This is a genomic window from Nocardia sp. NPDC056952 (assembly GCF_042674185.1).
Taxonomy (GTDB): Bacteria; Actinomycetota; Actinomycetes; order Mycobacteriales; family Mycobacteriaceae; genus Nocardia.
Genome location: NZ_JBHURA010000015.1, coordinates 101,727 through 120,858, shown reverse-complemented (window position 1 = coordinate 120,858; position 19,132 = coordinate 101,727). Strand labels below are relative to the sequence as shown.

General features: G+C 67.7%; 16 protein-coding genes. 9 read left to right on the top strand and 7 right to left on the bottom strand.

Annotation, left to right across the window (positions count from 1 at the left end; translation table 11 throughout):
- Window positions 1–207 precede the first annotated feature (207 nt).
- The 3 genes from ACFTS5_RS32455 to ACFTS5_RS32445 form a co-directional block, all read right to left on the bottom strand.
- The gene (locus ACFTS5_RS32455; RefSeq protein WP_378638678.1) at window positions 208–1,242 is read right to left on the bottom strand and encodes an aspartate-semialdehyde dehydrogenase; all 1,035 of its coding nucleotides are present in this window, start codon (window positions 1,240–1,242) and stop codon (window positions 208–210) included.
- A gap of 3 nt (window positions 1,243–1,245) precedes the next feature.
- Window positions 1,246–2,511: an aspartate kinase gene (locus ACFTS5_RS32450; RefSeq protein WP_378638675.1), complete on the bottom strand. Its 1,266-nt coding sequence runs from the start codon at window positions 2,509–2,511 to the stop codon at window positions 1,246–1,248.
- A 135-nt stretch (window positions 2,512–2,646) separates the two neighbouring features.
- Window positions 2,647–3,222 carry a dihydrofolate reductase family protein gene (locus ACFTS5_RS32445; protein WP_378638672.1) on the bottom strand — a complete coding sequence of 192 codons (576 nt, stop codon included), beginning with the start codon at window positions 3,220–3,222 and terminating at the stop codon, window positions 2,647–2,649.
- 71 nt (window positions 3,223–3,293) lie between these two features.
- On the opposite strand from ACFTS5_RS32445, the gene ACFTS5_RS32440 reads away from it, so the two are divergent.
- From ACFTS5_RS32440 to ACFTS5_RS32430, 3 genes are all read left to right on the top strand, one after another.
- Window positions 3,294–3,866 (top strand): TetR/AcrR family transcriptional regulator, encoded by a 573-nt coding sequence (locus tag ACFTS5_RS32440; protein ID WP_378638669.1) that lies wholly within the window; start codon window positions 3,294–3,296, stop codon window positions 3,864–3,866.
- 98 nt (window positions 3,867–3,964) lie between these two features.
- Window positions 3,965–4,423 carry an SRPBCC family protein gene (locus ACFTS5_RS32435; RefSeq protein WP_378638666.1) on the top strand — a complete coding sequence of 153 codons (459 nt, stop codon included), beginning with the start codon at window positions 3,965–3,967 and terminating at the stop codon, window positions 4,421–4,423.
- Between the two features lie 66 nt (window positions 4,424–4,489).
- Window positions 4,490–5,692: a low temperature requirement protein A gene (locus ACFTS5_RS32430; RefSeq protein WP_378638664.1), complete on the top strand. Its 1,203-nt coding sequence runs from the start codon at window positions 4,490–4,492 to the stop codon at window positions 5,690–5,692.
- Here ACFTS5_RS32430 and ACFTS5_RS32425 read toward each other — a convergent pair.
- From ACFTS5_RS32425 to ACFTS5_RS32415, 3 genes are all read right to left on the bottom strand, one after another.
- Complete coding sequence (locus tag ACFTS5_RS32425) at window positions 5,679–6,512, bottom strand: ion transporter (protein WP_378638661.1); 834 nt, start codon at window positions 6,510–6,512, stop codon at window positions 5,679–5,681. The genes ACFTS5_RS32430 and ACFTS5_RS32425 overlap by 14 nt on opposite strands.
- 117 nt (window positions 6,513–6,629) lie before the next feature.
- Window positions 6,630–8,240, bottom strand: coding sequence for a GMC oxidoreductase (locus ACFTS5_RS32420; RefSeq protein WP_378638658.1), 1,611 nt, complete (start codon window positions 8,238–8,240; stop codon window positions 6,630–6,632).
- Between the two features lie 118 nt (window positions 8,241–8,358).
- Window positions 8,359–9,126 (bottom strand): sulfite exporter TauE/SafE family protein, encoded by a 768-nt coding sequence (locus ACFTS5_RS32415; RefSeq protein ID WP_378638656.1) that lies wholly within the window; start codon window positions 9,124–9,126, stop codon window positions 8,359–8,361.
- A gap of 287 nt (window positions 9,127–9,413) precedes the next feature.
- Between ACFTS5_RS32415 and leuA the strand changes: the two genes are divergently transcribed.
- Both leuA and ACFTS5_RS32405 read left to right on the top strand, forming a co-directional pair.
- Window positions 9,414–11,210, top strand: coding sequence for a 2-isopropylmalate synthase (gene leuA / locus ACFTS5_RS32410; protein ID WP_378638653.1), 1,797 nt, complete (start codon window positions 9,414–9,416; stop codon window positions 11,208–11,210).
- Window positions 11,211–11,785: 575 nt separating this feature from the next.
- Complete coding sequence (locus ACFTS5_RS32405; RefSeq protein ID WP_378638698.1) at window positions 11,786–13,264, top strand: AAA family ATPase; 1,479 nt, start codon at window positions 11,786–11,788, stop codon at window positions 13,262–13,264.
- Window positions 13,265–13,274: 10 nt separating this feature from the next.
- Here ACFTS5_RS32405 and ACFTS5_RS32400 read toward each other — a convergent pair whose 3' ends face one another.
- The gene (locus ACFTS5_RS32400) at window positions 13,275–14,174 is read right to left on the bottom strand and encodes a LysR family transcriptional regulator (RefSeq protein WP_378638651.1); all 900 of its coding nucleotides are present in this window, start codon (window positions 14,172–14,174) and stop codon (window positions 13,275–13,277) included.
- 71 nt (window positions 14,175–14,245) lie between these two features.
- Between ACFTS5_RS32400 and ACFTS5_RS32395 the strand changes: the two genes are divergently transcribed.
- The 4 genes from ACFTS5_RS32395 to ACFTS5_RS32380 all read left to right on the top strand — a co-directional run bounded on the left by ACFTS5_RS32395 (window position 14,246) and on the right by ACFTS5_RS32380 (window position 19,124).
- Window positions 14,246–15,172 (top strand): EamA family transporter, encoded by a 927-nt coding sequence (locus ACFTS5_RS32395; protein WP_378638648.1) that lies wholly within the window; start codon window positions 14,246–14,248, stop codon window positions 15,170–15,172.
- 186 nt (window positions 15,173–15,358) lie between these two features.
- Window positions 15,359–17,113: an FAD-dependent oxidoreductase gene (locus ACFTS5_RS32390; protein WP_378638695.1), complete on the top strand. Its 1,755-nt coding sequence runs from the start codon at window positions 15,359–15,361 to the stop codon at window positions 17,111–17,113.
- A gap of 62 nt (window positions 17,114–17,175) precedes the next feature.
- On the top strand, window positions 17,176–18,411 hold the full coding sequence (locus ACFTS5_RS32385; protein WP_378638645.1) for a MurT ligase domain-containing protein: 1,236 nt from the start codon (window positions 17,176–17,178) through the stop codon (window positions 18,409–18,411).
- Entirely contained in the window at window positions 18,408–19,124 is a 717-nt protein-coding gene (locus tag ACFTS5_RS32380) for a type 1 glutamine amidotransferase (protein ID WP_378638643.1), read from the top strand. Before ACFTS5_RS32385 ends, ACFTS5_RS32380 begins: the two co-directional genes overlap by 4 nt.
- Window positions 19,125–19,132: the final 8 nt, after the last annotated feature.

Here is a 19,132-nt window from a genome sequence, read left to right as displayed (position 1 = left end):
CCGGTTAGCCGCCGGGGCGTACGCGACGAAGGAGCAAGCCCCGGTGGCTAACCGGCGGCCCCTCGGGGCCGCGACTCGAGCGCGCCAGCGCTCCAACAAACACAGCGTCAAACCCGCCTGGGACTACTCAACCCCAAGCTCTGCCACACAACCTGCCTCGGGACTACCACACCCCGAGGCTCCGGCCCCACATCCAGGACTACCGAATCAACGGTTCTCGAGCAACACTTCCGCGATCTGAATCGTATTCAGCGCAGCACCTTTTCGCAGGTTGTCACCCGAGATGAACAGCGCGAGACCCCGACCGCTCGGCACGCCCGGATCCTGGCGGATCCGCCCGACGAGAGAGTCGTCCTGCCCGGCGGCGCCCAGCGGGGTCGGCACGTCGACCAAACGCACGCCCGATGCCTTGGCCAGCAGTTCCTTGGCCTGCAGCACCGAAATCGGCTCGGCGAATTCGGCATTGATCGACAACGAGTGCCCGGTGAAGACCGGGACCCGCACGCAGGTACCGCTCACCAGCAGGTCGGGCAGGCCGAGGATCTTGCGGCTCTCGTTGCGCAGCTTCTGGTCTTCGTCGGTCTCGAAGGAACCGTCGTCGACCAGCGCACCGGCCAGCGGGATCACGTTGAAGGCGATCGGCGCGACGTAGTTGTTCGGCGCGGGGAACTCAGCGGCCGAACCGTCGTGCACCAGCTTCTCCGCGTCGGCGGACACCGCGCGGATCTGCGAGGCGAGCTCCTCGACACCGGACAGACCGGAGCCGGAGACGGCCTGGTAAGACGACACGATCAGGCGCTGCAAACCGGCCACGTCGTGCAGCGGCTTGAGCACCGGCATCGCGGCCATCGTGGTGCAGTTCGGGTTCGCGATGATGCCCTTGGGCAGGTTGCGGGTGGCCTCGGGGTTGACCTCCGACACCACCAGCGGCACCTCGGGGTCCTTGCGCCATGCCGAGGAATTGTCGATCACGGTGACGCCCGCCGCGGCGAAGCGCGGGGCCTGCACACGCGACATGGTGGCGCCGGCCGAGAACAGCGCGATGTCGAGACCCGACGGATCGGCCGTCTCGGTGTCCTCGACGACGATCTCGCCGCCGCGCCAGGGCAGCGTCTTGCCCGCCGAACGCGAGGATGCGAAGAACCGCACCTCGTCGGCCGGGAAGTTGCGCTCTTCGAGCAGCTTGCGCATGACGGCGCCGACCTGACCGGTCGCACCGACAACACCTACACGTACACCCATTGCTTAACGCCCCGTTCCGCCGTGGACGACAGCGGCCTCGTCGCCGCCGAGATCGAATGCCTTGTGCAACACCTGCACCGCTTCATCCAGTTCCGTGTCACGCACGAGCACCGAGATCCGGATCTCCGAGGTGGAGATCAGGTCGATGTTGACGCCCGCGTTCGCCAGCGCCTCACAGAAGGTGGCGGTGACGCCCGGGTGCGACTTCATGCCGGCGCCGACCAGGGAGACCTTGCCGATGTGGTCGTCGGAGAGGATCTCGGCGAAGCCGATCTCGTCCTGGCGCTCGGTGAGCTTCTGCACCGCGCGGACCAGGTCGGTCTTGGGGCAGGTGAAGGTGATGTCGGTCTTGCCCGTGTCGACCTTGGAGATGTTCTGCAGCACCATGTCGATGTTGATCTCGGCGTCGGCCACCGCGCGGAACACCTTGGCCGCGTAGCCCGGCTCGTCGGGCAGGGCGACGACGGTCACCTTGGCCTCGCTGCGGTCGTGTGCGACGCCGGTCAGGATTGCCTGCTCCACGGGAATGTCCTCCATCGATCCGAAAACAGTGGTGCCGATCTTGTCGGTGTAGGACGACCGAACATGAACGGGAACGTTGTAGCGGCGCGCGTACTCCACGCAGCGCAGCATGAGCACCTTCGACCCGCAGGCCGCCATCTCGAGCATCTCCTCGTAGGAGATCTTGTCGAGCTTCTGGGCGTCGGGGACGATGCGCGGGTCGGCGGAGAAGATGCCGTCGACGTCGGTGTAGATCTCGCACACATCGGCTTTCAAGGCCGCGGCCAGCGCGACGGCGGTGGTGTCGGAACCGCCGCGGCCCAGCGTGGTGACGTCCTTGCTGTCCTGGCTCACGCCCTGGAAGCCGGCCACCAGCACGATCTGCCCCTCGGCCAGCGCCTCTTGCAGGCGGCCCGGGGTCACGTCGATGATCTTGGCGTTGCCGTGCGCGCCGGTGGTGATCACGCCGGCCTGCGAGCCGGTGAACGAGCGAGCTTCGGCGCCGAGCGTGTGAATAGCCATGGCCACCAAGGCATTCGAGATGCGCTCGCCCGAGGTGAGCAGCATGTCCATCTCGCGAGCAGGCGGCGCCGGGGCCACCTGCTCCGCGAGATCGAGCAACTCATCGGTCGTGTCGCCCATAGCCGAGCACACGACGACTACATCGTGCCCCTGCTTCTTGGTCTCCACGATCCGTTCAGCGACGCGCCGGATCCGCTCGGCGGTAGCCACCGAGGATCCTCCGTACTTCTGAACTACGAGAGCCACAGCAGGTCCTTCACGATCGAGTGTCAGATTGGTATCAGCGACCAAGAGTACCGGGCCCGGGCCACCAGTTTTGCTGCTACCTGCCCTGCCTGTGGAAAACGACACAGGCTTGTCACCTGTGGATAACCACCGGATTCAGCTCCGATCGAACCAGGTGACCTGCGCGCCGCTGTCGAATTCCTTGCGTCGGGTCGGGGTGAAAAGTGTCGGTTTGAAGACGCCGGTGAAGGCGGGGATGCCCTCGCCCGCGATGACCGGGTAGCTCTTGACGATCAGCTGGTCGATCTCGTCGAGAAGCTGACCCGCGAGCTTCCCACCGCCGCACAGCCAGATGTCGAGGCCGTCCTGCTGCTTGAGTTCGCGCACCAGTTCGACCGGATCGCCGTCGACGATCTCGACGTTGGGTGCGTCCACCGGCCCCAACGAGGAGGAGAAGATGTACTGCTTCATGTGGACGAACGGGCTGAGGATCCCCGCGTCGTACGCCGCCGCGTAGGTGCCGCGACCCATGAGCATCGTGTCCCAGCTCTTGTTGGGCGCGTCTACGTCGATGCCGAAATGCGGGCGGAGGTGGACCGGGATGGCCTCGGGGAATTCGGCGTTGAGCCAGTCCGAGTATTCCGGCGGCGTCGGATAGAACTCGTACTCACCGCCGGGGCCCGCGATGTAGCCGTCGAGGGAGACGCCGATGTAGTAGACAAGCTTTCGCATGGTTACCGCCTCAAGTGTTGTACTCTGATTGAAGTGGTTTCAACGTAGTACTACGGATGGAGTGGTGTCAAGTGCGAACTAATCCCGAACGTCGGCAAGCCCTGCTCGACGCGGCCATCGAGGTCCTCGCCGACGAGGGCGCCCGCGGCCTCACCTTCCGCGCGGTGGACAAACAGGCGGCCGTCCCCGCGGGCACGGCGTCGAACTACTTCGCCAATCGCGACGAGCTGCTCACCCAGGCCGGCGTCCGCTTCTACGAGGTGGTGCAGCCGAGCGAGGAGACGATGGCCCTGGTCAGCGACGGCCCGAAGGACATCGAGAACATCACCACGCTGATGAAAGAGGTGGTCGGGCGCATCGAATCGCATCGCAAGGCCTATCTCGCGCTGCTCGAACTACGACTCGAGGCAACCCGGCGTCCCGAACTGCGCACGGTGCTCACCGAACGCGTCCGGGCCGACATCGATTTCAACGTCCGCAACCATCTGGCGTCCGGCATGCCCGGCGACGCGGAGTCGGTACTACTGCTCTATCTGGCGCTCAATTGGCTCATCGTCGAACACCTCACACTGCCCGGAATCTTCACCGAGGAGCAGAGCATGGCACTCATCGAAACGGCCGTCGAGCGTGTGATAAGCAGTTGACCCGGTCATTTGTCCAGACCATAGACGTGTTGACGATCACTGGTACCACTGTGCACAATCGGGCGCGAAAGCTGCGGGGGTTCGGAGGATAGACACAGATGCGCTCGAAGATCGACATCCGATTCACCGTTGACGCCGAGATCGACCAAGTGATGGACGCACTACTGGCCGTTGACCTGATGTCGGAGTGGTCGACCTCGCTCAGTGATGTCCGGGTCGGGCCGCGCGATGCCGACGGCAGGCCGCGCCGAGTTTTCGCCACCGCCCACTTCATGGGTAACTCCGACGCCCAGGTGCTCGAATACTCCTGGGAGCAGTACCGGTCCGAGTGGCGGGTCGTCGACAGCAGTCGCGGGTCCAAGGGCGGCGGCTGGATCGAACTGGTCGACACCCCGGAGGGCACCGAGGTCGACTACCACGTAGAACTCTCCCTTCCGCTGCCCATTCCGGGCATCCTGTTCAACCGAAGCCTGCGCAAACTGCACGACGAGACGGTCGCGAACTTCATCGACTTCGCCGAGCGGTATCCAGAGGTCGGGGGCTTCGCGGTCGGCTAGTTGCGCCGTCCGCGAAACAATCGGCGCCGCGCGCGAATCGTGGCCGGGGGTGCGACGATTGTCGCCATGATCGGAAATCGACGGCCCCGGTTCCGTCCGGTCACCGCTGACAGCTCGGTGACCCAGCTCGAATTGTTCTTCGACCTGGTGATCGTCTTCGCCTTCACGATGGTCACCGACCTGGCCGCCGACAACACAACGGCCGCGAACATGTTGCGGGCCACGCTGGTCCTCGCCCTGATGTGGTGGCTGTGGATCGCCTACTCGTGGCTGGGCAATGTGGTGCGCGCCGACGAGGGCATCGCCCGCGTCGGCATGTTCGTCGCGATGGGCGGTGCGTTCATCGCCGCGCTCACGATTCCCGAGGCGTTCGAGGATCTGGACGGCGGCTGGTTCGGCCCGCTGGTCTTCGCCATCGCCTACCTGGTGGTGCGGCTGGTGCACGTCGGCATCTTCTGGGCGATCAGCGCCGAGGACTCCCAGCTGCGCGGGCAATTGCTGCGCTGGGCGCTTGGCTCGATCACCATCGGCACCACGCTGCTGGTGATCGCGGCGATGACCACGGGCCTCACCCAGATCCTGCTGTGGATCGCCGCCATCGTCGGCGACATGGCGTGGACCGCCATCGCCGGCACGGACTGGCGGATCAATTCGGCCAAGCACTTCGCCGAACGCTACGGCCTGATCGTCATCGTGGCGCTCGGCGAATCGATCGTCTCGATCGGCATCGGGGTGGCCGGACTCCCGATCTCCTGGCCGATCGCGCTCGGCTCGATGCTCGGGCTCGCGGTGTCGGGTCTGCTGTGGTGGCTCTACTTCGACGTGGCCGCGATCTCGATCGAGCACAGCTTCGCCCACGCCAGGGGCGCGCACCAGATCAAGATCGCGCAGAACAGCTACACCTACGGGCATTTCCCGATGATCGTGGGCGTCATCGCCCTCTCGCTCGGGCTGAAGAAGGTGCTGTACTACGTCGGCGACTCCTCGCACCACACGCTCACCGACCCGCTCTACGGCATCCCGCTCGGCGCGCTCTACGCCGGACCGGCGCTGTTCATCCTCGGCGTCGTCGCGGCGAAATACTTTGCCACCAAATCGGTGTCGATCGCGCGCGTGATCACCGCGGCCCTACTGTTCGCGCTGATCCCGATCGCCGCGCACCTGCCCGCGCTCGCCTCGCTCGCCGTGCTGTGCGCGCTGCTGGCCGCGCTGGTGATCTTCGAGACCCTGCGCTTCGCCCAGCCGCGCGACCAGATCAGGCACGCTTGATCTGGCCGAGGTGGTGGCGCACGCCGTGCTCGGCGGGCGTCGCCCCTCGGTGCGAGGGCGGGACCCGCACCCCGGCGCGCACGGCGTCGTTGATCTGGTCGAGGTTCTCCCGCAGCATGTCCGCGACCAGTTCGTCGGTGCGCGGGTCGTCGAGCAGCTGGCGCAGCATCCGGTAGACCGTGTCGGCGACGAGCCGGATGATGTCGTCGTGGAACGGGACGTAACGCAGTTTGCCGGTCTGCGGGTCGTTCTTGATCAGGTCCATGATCAGCTGGTCGACCTCGGCGTGGTTCTCCTCCAGCGCGGCGGCGATGTTCTGGGTGTAATGGCCCGCGCGCAGGACCTTGGAGACCTCGTCGAGGATCGCGATCGTCATCGGGCGCTTGATCACGTCGACGATCGTGCCGACGAACCGGTTGACGATCGTCGCGGTGACCCGCTCCCCCAGCGCCCGATCGGCCACCCGGCCGAGCCGGATCAAGATCACCACGATGCGCAGCAGCCGGAACCCGCGGAACAGCGGGCTGGTCACCGGGATCATGCCGAGGACTTCGTACCAGTAGATGAACGGGAACGACCACGGCCAGCCCGCCCGCCGCCAGCGCCAGACGAACTCGACGAGGAAGATCGCGCAGATCGACGTGTCGACGATGACGATCGCGTGATAGGTCGGGCCGCTGACGTCGAAGAAGGTGATCCACACGACCAGCACCACCGAGATGATCGCGAGGATCAGCATGAGGATGTCGGTACGCAAGGTCGGCGTTTTCGAGCGCACGTCCGGCAGGGCCTCGACCCGTTCGATCCCCGGTGAAGCCACTGTTGCTCCTGAATATCTGGCGGTCGGCGCCGCGTAGGTCGGCCTTGACATCGCTGCCCACGCTAATTGGTCGACCGACGCCGCGAGGGGAGTTGCCGACGCCGGTCGGTGGCGTGTTCAGCCGCGCAGGACGGCCTCGATGTTGCGTTCCGCCAGTGCGGTGATGGTCAGGGACGGGTTGACCGTCGCGGTGCTGCCGGGAATCGCGGCACCGTCCATCACGTAGAGGCCGGGGTGTCCGTGGACGCGGCCGAAGGCGTCGGTGGCCTTGCCCAGGACCGCGCCGCCGAGCGGGTGCGCGGTGAACTGGGCGTTGGCGTCGTAGCCCAGCGCGCCGTACTCGGCGACCGCGCCCGCGCGCTCGGCGATCCGGTGGTCGATCGCACGAGCGGCCCCGGCGACCGCGTCCTGCGTGCCCGCCGACCAGTTCACGCCGACGCCGCCCGACGCCGCGTGATAGCCGAAACGGGCACGGGTCGGGTCGAGGACCATGCCGAGCGAGGCCAGCGCGCCGGTCTCGAACGGGATGCCGGGGATGTACCAGTTCTCCAGGGTGAGCGGCACGCTGGATTCGTCGTAGATCCGGCTGGCGCTCGGCACACCTTGGCCCTGGCCCGCGATAGCGCTCGCGCCGCGGGCCAGCACCACGTCACCGTTGGTGCCGAAGCCGTCGCCGATGTGCTCGTTGAGGTTGGGCAGCGTGCCGGTGGCCTGGGCGCGGACCAGCAGCTCCGAAGTACCGATGGAGCCCGCGCCGAGGAACAGCTTGTCGCAGGTCAGGTTGCGGGTGCTCAGCACCTGACCGGTCGGGGCCAGCTTCGATACGGCGACGACGAACCTGCCGCTCGCCTCCTGGGCGATGGCGTCGACGCGGTGGCCGGGGAACACCTGGGACTTGCCGGTCTCGCGGGCGTAGCGCAGGTAGTTCTGGTTGAGGTCGAACTTGGCGCCGTTGGAGTTGCCGAGGTTCGAGCGGGCCGAGGTGGCGGACGCGCGGGAGGTGCCCGCGAGCTCGCTGCGCAGCACGTCCCAGGTGAAGATCGAGTCGTTGGGCAGCGGCTGGTATCCGGCCGCGCGCACCTGGTCGTCCCAGGCGCGCGAGTGCGCGAACGGCGCGGAGTTGTAGATGTCGGCCGGCATCGTGTCGAGCCGCAGCATCTGGCGCACCCGCGGGTAGTAGACGCTCTCCAGCTCGCCGTAATCGACGACGCCACCGAAGACCTGGTCGAACAGTCTGCGTTGCGGAGCAACCATCGCCCCGCTGAAGATCACCGAGCCGCCACCGACCGCGGCGGCGCGCCACACGTCGATCCCGGAATATTCGGTCACATCCAGCACGCCGCCGAACGCGCTGAAACTCATCGGCACCTTGGTGACGCCGGTGAAGCTGGTGCGATGCCAGAACCCGCGACCGTCGGGCAGGTCGTCGCCGGTGAAGATCTCGCGCCACGGGTCGTTGGGCCAGTGCGAACCGCGCTCGAGCACGGTGTTGGCGATCCCGGCCTCGGCCAGGCGCAGCGCGGTCACGGCGGCGCCGAAGCCGGATCCGATGACGATGGCCTGCGTGTGCGCGGGCGCGTCCGGGATCGGCGCGAAGATCTCCGGCACCCAGGACTGGAACATCGCCTGGCGCGGATCCGCCGAAGCGGGCGCGCTCGCCAGCGTCGTTCCCACGGCACCGGCAACAGCCGCCAGTCCCGCCGCCTTGAAAAAGGCACGTCTGTGCACCAGGCCACCTCCCTCATCACGCATGGCCGACGCGAAGAATACCCCGCAACATGAAGGATCGCCCGGTGGCGACCACATTTGTCACAAGTCACGACGAGCGCGTGAGGCTACCGGGACCTCAGCTGGTGAGCAGGCGGACCACCGCGATGGTGCCGACCACCACGATCACCCCTCTGAGCACATTCGGCGACAACTTCCGCCCGACCTTCGCGCCGAGCTGCCCGCCGATGATCGAGCCGATCGCGATCAACGCGACCACCTGCCAGTCCACCTCGGCGATCGCGATGAAGATCACCGCCGACACCCCGTTGACGATCAGGGCGAGCACGTTCTTCACGCCGTTGAGCCGCTGGATGTCCTCGTGCACGAACACCCCGAGCAGACCGATCAGCAGCACGCCCTGGGCAGCCCCGAAGTAGCCGCCGTAGATGCCGGTGGCGAAGACCGCGACCAGCAGAATGGGCCCACCGTGTTCCGGCGTCGCCGACGCGCCGTCCGCCCGGCGCCGCTTCACCCACGCGGCCAGTCGCGGCTGCACGACGACGAGGATCAGCGCCACGATGATGAGGACGGGAACGATCGCCTTGAACGCCGCCGCGGGCATCGTCAGCAGCAGGATCGCGCCGGTGATGCCGCCGAGTAGCGACGCGGTGCCCAGCTGCAGCAGTCGGGACCGCTGTCCTTCCAGTTCCCGCCGATAGCCGATGACCCCGCTCACCGAGCCGGGGACGAGCCCGATCGTGTTCGACACATTCGCTGTCACCGGCGGCAACCCGAACGCGAGCAGCGTGGGAAAGGTGATCAGCGTGCCCGATCCGACGATCGTATTGATGCCACCCGCCGCGATACCCGCGGCGAAGATGGCCACCTGTTGTAACCAAGTCATTCGAATTCCTTTGGTACGTCTCGTCGGACGCGAAGGTCCGTACAAGCGTGCGTTATGGGGGAACCGTACTGGTCAACTGGTGAGCGAAATCGGTGAGGTCGATTCTCCAGGCCGCTTACAAGCAGGGGTGGGCACGCGGTAAGCTCGGAGGATCATGCTGCAGCGGGCTCTTCTTCTCGGCCGCCGCGACGGGTCCTGATACGGACCGGCTCCCGTCGCGGGGTTCCAACGCGCCGGTCGACCCGCTCCCATTCACGGGAATCCATCACACCCACGGAGAAACTTGCATGTCCTCGGCTGACGCATTCGTATCCGCTTCGCGCACCATTTCGGCCCCCGGCAAACCCGCACCGGCCGACCAGCCCGCCTGGAACACCCAGAAGAACTCCTCGATGCCCTCGTTCCGGTATCGCCCCTTCGCCGAAGAGGTCGAACCGATCACGGTGCCCGACCGCACCTGGCCGGACAAGATCATCGATCGCGCCCCCGCGTGGTGCGCCGTCGACCTGCGCGACGGCAACCAGGCCCTGATCGACCCGATGAGCCCGGCCCGCAAGCGCCGCATGTTCGACCTGCTGGTCCGGATGGGCTACAAGGAGATCGAGGTCGGTTTCCCGGCCGCGAGCCAGACCGACTTCGATTTCGTCCGCGAGATCATCGAAGACGGCGCGGTCCCCGCCGATGTCACCATCCAGGTCCTGACCCAGTGCCGCCCCGAGCTGATCGAGCGCACCTTCCAGGCCTGCGCGGGCGCACCGAACGTGATCGTGCACTTCTACAACTCCACCTCGATCCTGCAGCGCCGCGTGGTCTTCCGCGCCGAGCGCGACGCGGTGAAGAAGATCGCCACCGACGCCGCGTCGCTGTGCCTGGAGATCGAGAAGCGCTACCCCGACACCGAGTGGCGCTACGAGTACAGCCCGGAGTCCTACACCGGCACCGAGCTCGACTACGCCCGCGAGGTCTGCGACGCGGTCTCGGCCATCATCGCCCCGACCCCGGCCAAGCCGCTGATCATCAACCTGCCCGCGACCGTCGAGATGGCCACGCCGAACGTGTACGCCGACTCGATCGAGTGGATGCACCGCAACCTGGCCCGCCGCGATTCGATCGTGCTGTCGCTGCACCCGCACAACGACCGTGGCACCGCCGTCGCGGCCGCCGAGCTGGGCTACCAGGCCGGCGCCGACCGCATCGAGGGCTGCCTGTTCGGCAACGGTGAGCGCACCGGCAACGTCTGCCTTGTCACCCTGGGCATGAACATGTTCTCGCGCGGCATCGACCCGCAGATCAACTTCTCCGATATCGACGAGGTCCGTCGCACGGTGGAGTACTGCAACCAGCTGGCCGTGGCCGAGCGTCACCCCTACGGCGGCGATCTGGTCTACACCGCCTTCTCCGGCAGCCACCAGGACGCGATCAACAAGGGTCTGGACGCGATGAAGGCCGCCGCCGACGCACAGGGCGCCGATGTGGCCGACGTCGTCTGGGAGGTCCCGTACCTGCCGATCGACCCCAAGGACGTCGGCCGTACCTACGAGGCCGTCATCCGGGTGAACTCGCAGTCGGGCAAGGGCGGGGTCGCCTACATCATGAAGACCGATCACGGTCTGGTGCTGCCGCGCCGGCTGCAGATCGAGTTCTCGCAGGCGATCCAGGCGATCACCGACGGTGAGGGCGGCGAGGTGACGCCCAAGGAGATGTGGGACGTCTTCGCCACCGAGTACCTGAACCCGATCCTGCCGCTCGAGCGGATCAAGCAGAAGGTCACCGCGGCCGAGACCGACGGCGGTGTCGACTCGATCGTGGTGACTGTGAAGGTCGACGGCGTCGAGCAGGAGATCAGCGGTTCCGGCAACGGCCCGCTGGCGGCGTTCGTCGACGCGATCGCGACCGTCGGTTTCGAGGTCCGCGTCCTCGACTACAGCGAGCACGCCATGTCCGCGGGCGACGACGCCCAGGCCGCGGCCTACGTCGAGGTAGCCATCGGCGACAAGGTCGTCTGGGGCGTCGGCATCGCCACCTCGATCACCACCGCCTCGCTGCGAGCGGTCGTCTCGGCCGTGAACCGCGCGGCGCAGTAGCTTGCTCTATGGCGGCCGGGACCTGAGGTCCCGGCCGCTTCTGTGCCTGTGGATAGATTCCCGGGCCTGTGGACAACTTCGGTTCGCCCGGTCGGCCTCGTCCCGGATATACCGGTTGAGCTGGGAGCATTCGAATTCGCTCTGGGACATGGGAGCTACTGCCCCCGACGCGCGAAAATTGCCTCCGTGTTAGCGTTTTAGGGCATATTCAGCGCCGAGCTTTCCTGCTCGTTCAGCGAGCAAGTGGGGGAACTGTGACCAACAACGACCATAATCCGACCTCGCCGCCGTGGCTGCAGAGTCCGTCGGCTGACGCGTCCGAAGCTGCGTCCGGTCCCTCCGGTGTGCAGACCGCGACCGAGGACGACATCGAGCCCGCCGACACCGCGGCCGAGCCGACCGGTGACGCCGTCGAGCCGTCGACCGGTGAGCAGCCCGTCGCCGAGGCCGGCCCGGCCGGCCTCGCCGACCAGACCGTGTACCAGCCCGCCGGTTTCGCGCCGCCGGGCCAGTTCGCGCAGGGCGCTCCGTACTCCGTGCCGGATCCGTACCAGAACAATGGCGGACAGCCGCCGATGAACGGCCCCGAACAGCAGCCGTGGCCGGGTCAGCCGGGCGAGCAGCCGTGGCTTCCTGGTCAGCCGGGCGCTGAACAGCCTTACCCCGGTCCGCACGCGACGGGCGAGCAGCCGCAACCCGGCGTGCCGCCGCAGTACCCCGGCGCCGAGGGTCAGCCGTACCCCGGTCCCGAACAGCAGCAACAGTTCCCCGCCCAGGAGCAGGGCCCGCAGTCCGAGCCCATCTACAGCTGGGCGCCTCCGCCGCCGCCGATGTACCAGCAGCCGATGCAGGGTGGGATGCCGCCCGGTCAGCAGCCGGAACAGCTGGGGCAGTTCCCCGGCCAGCATCCCGATCAGGGACAGTTCCCCGGTCAGCAGGGGCAGTTCCCCGGTCAGCTCGGCCAGCCGGGTCCCCCGCCGGGTCAGCAGTGGGGCGGCGGACCGGCCCCCCAGCAACAGCAGCCGTTCCAGCCGCAGCACATGCAGGCACCGGGCCAGCCCGGCCATTCGGTGAACGACCTGAACCTGCTCAAGCGCGCGCGGAAGTCGCCGCGCAGCGGGTGGCGCAAGGCTGTGCACAAGGTGTCCGGCGGTGTGATCAACCCGGGTGAGTCGGCGGCGGACGTCGTCTACCGCGATCTCGGCGAACGGGTCAACCAGCCCGTGCGCGGCGACTACCGGATCGCGATCCTCTCGCTCAAGGGCGGTGTCGGCAAGACCACCACCACGGTCGGTCTCGGCTCCACCTTCGCGTCCCAGCGTGGTGACCGCGTCATCGCCATCGATGCCAACCCCGACCTCGGCACGCTCGCCCACCGGGTACCGCGCCAGACCCGTTCGACGGTGCGCAATCTGCTCGAAGACCAGCAGATCACCCGCTACTCGGATGTCCGCGCACACACCTCGCAGGCCCCGAGCCGACTGGAAGTGCTTGCCTCCGAACAGGATCCGGCCGTGTCGGAGGCCTTCAGCGAGGCCGACTACCGCAAGGCCATCGGCATCCTGCAGTCGTTCTACAACATCATTCTCACCGACTGCGGCACCGGCCTGATGCACTCGGCGATGTCGGGCGTGCTGGACATGGCGAGCTCGCTGGTGCTGGTCACCTCCCCCGCGATCGACGGTGCGCGCAGCGCGTCGGCGACGCTGGACTGGCTCGATCACCACGGCTACTCCAAGCTGGTCGAACGCACCGTCGTCGTCGTGAACGCTTCGCGCCGTGGCGCTTCCACGGTCGACCTGGATCAGCTGCGCAAGCTGTTCCTCGACCGCACCCGTGCCGTGCAGATCGTCCCGTTCGACGATCACCTGGCCGAGGGCGCCGAGATCGACCTCGAGCTGGTCAGCAAGCCGACCAGGCGGGCCCTGCTCGAACTGGCCGCGATGGTCGCCGACGACTTCAGCTACCACGGTCAGCAGCAACACCAGCAGCAGCAGCCGTATCAGCCGGGCCAGCCCTACCCGGGTCAGCAGTACCAGCCGGGTCAGTTCTGAGATAGAACCGTCAGCGCGCGATCACCTCGCGCGCCGCGGCCTCGAACGCGTCGAGCACCGTCGCGATGGCGGGGCCGCGGTGCGCCTGTGGGCGGGTGATGATCTCGTAGACCCGGGCCGCGCGGACCCCGGCCAGCGGTAGCACCGACAGGTCGGGGTGGGCGACGGCGTAGCGCGGCATCAGCGCGACACCGTAGCCGGAGGCCACGAGCGTTTCGATCACCCGGAACTCGTTGAGCCGCTGCGCGATCCGTGGCCGCACCCCGGTGACGGTGGCGATGGACTCGAGCACGTCGTCGACCGGGAACCCGCCGCGCACGCTCACCCAGGTCTCCTCGGCGAGTTCTTCCGGGCGCACCGACGAACGCCCGGCCAGCGGATGATCCGGTGCGACAACGACATCGATCGGCTCGCGCATCAGCACCCGCGCCGACAATCTCGGCCCGGCCAGCGACGGCGCGCGTTCGTCGCGATGGGTGAGCACGATGTCGTAGTCGGCCAGCAGTTTCGACGCCTCACTCGGCGGGAGGTCCTCGTCGCCCGCGACCAGTTCGACCCCGCTGGTGGCCAGCGTGGCGAGCACGGGTGGCAGCAGCAGTGCCGCGCCGGACGGGAACGACGCCACCCGCACCTGTCCCCGCGGTGAGCCCCGGTAGTGGGCCATCTCGGCGGTGGCCCGGTCCATCGCGGCGAGCACGTCGTCGGCCCGCAGCACCAGCGCCTGGCCCGCGTCGGTGAGCCGCACCCGGCGTCCGTCCGGTTCGAGCAGCGCGACCCCGGCCTCTCTGGCCAGCACCTTCAACTGCTGCGAGACCGCCGACGGGGTCATCGACAGCACCTCGGCGACGGCGGCGACCGTGCCGCGGTCGGCCAGCTCGCGCAGAATGCGCAGTCGCTCTATCGAGAACATGAAGTAAAACTACGTTATCCCTCCATATTTATTCGATTGTGCCGATCTTTAGCGGCCCGCACGATAAGGGCGTGACCTCCCGTGATCGCCTGCTCGGACTGACCGTCGTTGTGCTCTGGGGCCTGAACTTCCTGGCCATCCGCATCGGCCTCGACCACTTCCCGCCCTTTTTCTTCGTCGCGCTGCGCTTCGCCGTCATCGCGATCCCCGTGCTGATCTTCATTCCGCGTCCGGCCGTGCGCACCCGCTGGCTGCTGCTCTACGGCACCGGCTTCGGCATTCTGCAATTCGCGTTCCTGTTCACGGCGATGCGCACCGGCATGCCGACCGGCCTCGCCTCGCTGGTCCTGCAGTCCTCGGCACCGTTCACGGTGCTGCTGGGCGCGGTGCTGCTGCGCGAACGCTTGCGGCCGGTGCAGGTCGCCGGACTCGCGGTCGCCGTGTTCGGCATGGTCATCATCGGCGCCGACCGCATGGCCAACGCCACCCTGCTGCCGGTCCTGCTGACGTTGGCGGGTGGCCTCGGCTGGGCGTTCGGCAATATCGGCGCCCGCCAGGCCGGTGCCGACTCCCCCGGCTACAACCCCTTGCACCTGACGCTGTGGATGTCGGTGGTTCCCGTCGTGCCGATGCTGGCGCTGTCGATGGCTGTCGAGGGGCCTGGCACCGGTTTCCGCGCGGTCGGCGCCGCGTTCTCCGCCGACGGCCTGCCCGCGCTGGGCGCCGTCGCCTATATCGCCGTGCTGGCGACCGTGTGCGGTTCGGGCCTGTGGACCTATCTGATGAGCCGCTATCCGGCAGGCACCGTGGCGCCGTTGTCGCTGCTGGTCCCGGTCGTCGGCATCGCCGCGGCCTGGGTGGTCCTCGACGAACAGCCGTCGGTGGCCGCGCTGATCGGCGGGGCGATCGTGATCGCGGGCGCCTTCGCGGCAACCACCGGCCGGGGCCTCCCGAAGGCACCGTCGCCCGCCCCCAGCCCCGAATTGGCCCGAGCCTGAATCCGAATTCAGCCCATGACCGCTCGAGCTCTGGCTAGCATGTGACCGGTCGCCCGATGTGTTTCCGTGCGACCGGTCGGTTTTGAGCTCGCGAACGACGCACAGGTCGATACAGCCAGGTCTTCGCCGCGCTCTAGAGTGGTAGCAAATCCCAGGCAATACTCGAGCAAGGCAGCTGAACAGCGTATGGCGGAACAGCGGTGGCCCGTTTCGCGAAGGAACCTTCTTCGTGGCACGGTCGCAGCGGGGGTGATATCGGCGGGGGCCGTAGCGGGAGCGCCGGGATTCGCCGCGCCACCGGGGCGCCGGGTCGCGGTACTGGGCGGCGGTGTCGCCGGGCTCACGGCCGCGCACGAATTGGCCGAGCGCGGATTCGAGGTGACCGTCTACGAGGCACGCGCGCTGGGCGGCAAGGCGCGCAGCGTGGGGGTGCCGGGTACCGGCCGCGACGGCAGACCCGATCTGCCCGGCGAGCACGGGTTCCGTTTCTTCCCCGGCTTCTATCAGAACCTGCCCGACACGATGCGCCGGATCCCGTATCCGGGCAATCCCGACGGCGTGTGGAACAACCTCATCGCCGTGCCGGAGGCCAGGTTCTCCCGCCGCGACGGCGACGACATCACGCTCGCGCTGCCCGACAGCATCACCGCCGCGCAGGCGACGCCGGATTCGATCCGCGAAACCCTGGCCGCCACCATCACCACGACCGCCAAGATGTCGGCGGCCGAAGGCCTGTACTTCGCCAATCGGCTGATGGTGTTCAACACCAGCTGCGATGCCCGCCGCTTCGGCCAGTGGGAGCACACCTCCTGGTACGACTTCGTGCACGGGCACGAACGTTCGCACGAGTTCCGCGCGATCGTGTCCCGGTCGCTGACATCCATCATGGTCGCCGCCAAGGAGAACCTGGCCAGCACTCGCACCATCGGCAGCATGGGCGAACAGTTCCTCGGCAACCCGCTCGGCCTCGGCAACGACGGCGGCCTCGACCGCGTGCTCAACAACACGACCAACGCGGCCTGGATCGATCCGTGGGTGCGGCACCTGCGTGAGCTGGGCGTGCGTTTCGAACTCGGCGCACGGGTCAGCGAACTCGAGGTGCGCGACCGGCGAATCCAGGCGGCCCGGATCACCGGCGCCACGGGCGCGCGCACCGTCGACGCCGACTATTTCGTGGTGGCGCTGCCGGTGGAACACGCGAGAAAACTGTGGTCGTCGCAGGTGCTCGCCGTGGCGCCCGAACTCGCCGCGACGGAGCGGCTCTTCGTCGATTGGATGAACGGAATACAGATCTATTTCCGTGCGCCCCTGCATATTTCGCGCGGACACACGGCCTATGTCGATTCGCCGTGGTCACTCACCTCGATCAGCCAGAATCAGCTGTGGACCGATAAATTGCCGTCCTTCGGCGACGGCACGGTGGCCGATTGCCTTTCGATCGATATCTCCGACTGGAATTCGCCGGGAATGCTGTACGGCAAACCCGCCACCGCGTGCACCCACGAGGAGATCTTCCGCGAAGTCTGGGCACAGTTGAGCAGCCATCTCAACGATCGTGAACAATTACTCCGGCCCGCCGACGTGCATTCCTGGTTTCTCGATCCGGGAATCACCTGGCAGGGCAGTCACAACGCGAATGCCGACCCGTTGCTCATCAATACCGCCGGCTCGTGGGATGCCCGCCCCGAGGCGCACGGGTCGATCGAGAATCTCTTCCTCGCCGGTGACTACGTGCGCACCGATGTGGACCTGGCGACCATGGAGGGCGCCAACGAGTCGGCCCGTGCCGCGGTGAACGCGCTGCTCGATGTGGCGGGCTCGTCGGCGCCGCGCTGCCGTGGTTTCCGGCTGCGCCGCACCCCCGAACTCGAGCCGCTGCGCATCATCGATGCCGACCGCTACGCCAAGGGGATGCCCAACCTTTTCGACGAGCCGACCTGACCCGGACAAGCTCACACCGCTCCCGCACGCGCGCCCGGACCGCGCGCACATAGACTCGCGGCGTGGCAGACATCTCGGTGCGTGGGCGCTTGGCCTTGCGAGCAGCGGCGGCAGCGTCGTGGGCTTCGCAGAAGGCGGGTCGCGGCAAGGGTTCGATGATCGGCGGCCTGATCGCGTTGAAGATCGATCCGTCGATCATGACGCAGCTCGGGCGCGGTCGGCGAACGGTGCTGATCACCGGCACGAACGGTAAGTCGACCACCACCCGGATGACGACCGCCGCGCTCGGCACGCTCGGCGACGTCGCCACCCAGGCCGACGGCGCCAATATGGACGCGGGCATCGTGGCGGCGCTCAGCCTGCACCCGGGTGTGGCGCTGGCCGCGATCGAGGTCGACGAGCTGCACCTGCCGCACGTGAGCGACGCGCTCGATCCGGCCGCCGTGGTGCTGCTCAATCTGAGCCGCGACCAGCTCGATCGGGTCGGCGAGATCAACATGATCGAACGCAAGCTGCGTGCCGGGCTGCTGCGTCATCCCGACACGGTCGTCATCGCCAACTGTGACGACGTGCTGGTGGCTTCCATCGCCTACGACCACCCGAATGTGGTGTGGGTATCGGCGGGCAGCGGCTGGGCCGTCGACGCGACGAGCTGTCCGCGCAGCGGCGAGCCGATTGTCTGGGAGGGCGAGAACTGGCGCTCGACCGGCGCCGATTTCCATCGCCCGCAGCCGGTGTGGTGGCTCGAGGGCGAAGACCTGTGCGGCCCTGACGGTTTCCGCGCTCCGCTGCATCTGGCGCTGCCGGGTCGCGCGAATCGCGGCAATGCCGCGCAGGCGGTGGCCGCGGCGGTCGCGATGGGCGCCGAGCCCGCGAAGGCCACCGATGCCACCGGCACAGTGCGCGAGATCGCTGGCCGCTACCGCACCGTCACCGTCGGCGACCACGACGCCCGGTTGCTGCTGGCCAAGAACCCCGCGGGCTGGCAGGAAGCGCTGTCGATGATCGACCCGGCCTCGGCCGGTCTGGTGATCGCGGTGAACGGTCAGGTGCCCGACGGCGAGGACCTGTCCTGGCTGTGGGACGTGCGGTTCGAGCACTTCGAGGGCGTGCAGGTGGTCGCCTCGGGCGAGCGCGCCACCGATCTCGCCGTGCGCCTCACCTACGCGGGCGTCGAACACACGCTCATCCCGGATCCGGTGCGCGCCATCGCCTCCTGTCCCCCCGGACATGTCGAGGTGCTGGCCAACTACACCGCGTTCCGCGATCTCAACCGTGACCTGGAGGCCCGCAAATGAGCGAGTCAACGCTTCGTATCGGCCTCGTCCTGCCCGACGTGATGGGCACCTACGGCGACGGCGGCAATGCCCTGGTCCTGCGCCAGCGCCTGCGGATGCGGGGCTACGACGCCGAGATCATCGACATCACCCTCGCTGATCCCGTCCCGGATTCCTTCGACATCTACACCCTCGGCGGCGCCGAGGACTCCGCGCAACGCCTGGCCACCCGCCACCTGCAGAAGTACCCCGGCCTCCAGCAGGCCGCCGCCAAGGGCGCACCCGTACTCGCCATCTGCGCCGCCATCCAGGTGCTCGGCAACTGGTACGAGACCTCGGCGGGCGAAAAGGTAGACGGCGTGAGCCTTTTCGACGTCACTACCTCGCCCCAGAAGGTGCGCGCCATCGGCGAGGTCACCACGACGCCGCTGGTCCCCGGCCTGAAAGCACCCCTCACCGGCTTCGAGAACCACCGGGGTGGCACGACTCTGGGCTCCGACGCCACCCCGCTCGCCCGCGTGACCCGAGGTGTCGGCAACGGCGTGGGCGACGGCACCGAGGGCGTGGTCCAGGGCTCGGTCTTCGGCACCTACCTGCACGGCCCCGCGCTGGCCCGCAACCCCGAGCTGGCCGATCTCCTCATCGCCAAGGCCCTCGGTATCCCCGCCACCGACCTGTCTCCCCTCGACCTTCCCGAGGTCGATCGCCTGCGCAAGGAACGCCTGCGCGCCTGACCCGACAG

Bases quoted from the DNA above. Each gene is read 5' to 3' on its own strand.
- ACFTS5_RS32390 (WP_378638695.1), top strand. From the start codon at position 15,359: ATGGCGGAACAGCGGTGGCCCGTTTCGCGAAGGAACCTTCTTCGTGGC.
- ACFTS5_RS32445 (WP_378638672.1), bottom strand. From the start codon at position 3,222: ATGCGAAAGCTTGTCTACTACATCGGCGTCTCCCTCGACGGCTACATC.
- leuA (WP_378638653.1), top strand. From the start codon at position 9,414: ATGTCCTCGGCTGACGCATTCGTATCCGCTTCGCGCACCATTTCGGCC.
- ACFTS5_RS32400 (WP_378638651.1), bottom strand. From the start codon at position 14,174: ATGTTCTCGATAGAGCGACTGCGCATTCTGCGCGAGCTGGCCGACCGC.
- ACFTS5_RS32435 (WP_378638666.1), top strand. From the start codon at position 3,965: ATGCGCTCGAAGATCGACATCCGATTCACCGTTGACGCCGAGATCGAC.
- ACFTS5_RS32455 (WP_378638678.1), bottom strand. From the start codon at position 1,242: ATGGGTGTACGTGTAGGTGTTGTCGGTGCGACCGGTCAGGTCGGCGCC.
- ACFTS5_RS32405 (WP_378638698.1), top strand. From the start codon at position 11,786: ATGAACGGCCCCGAACAGCAGCCGTGGCCGGGTCAGCCGGGCGAGCAG.
- ACFTS5_RS32380 (WP_378638643.1), top strand. From the start codon at position 18,408: ATGAGCGAGTCAACGCTTCGTATCGGCCTCGTCCTGCCCGACGTGATG.
- ACFTS5_RS32415 (WP_378638656.1), bottom strand. From the start codon at position 9,126: ATGACTTGGTTACAACAGGTGGCCATCTTCGCCGCGGGTATCGCGGCG.
- ACFTS5_RS32430 (WP_378638664.1), top strand. From the start codon at position 4,490: ATGATCGGAAATCGACGGCCCCGGTTCCGTCCGGTCACCGCTGACAGC.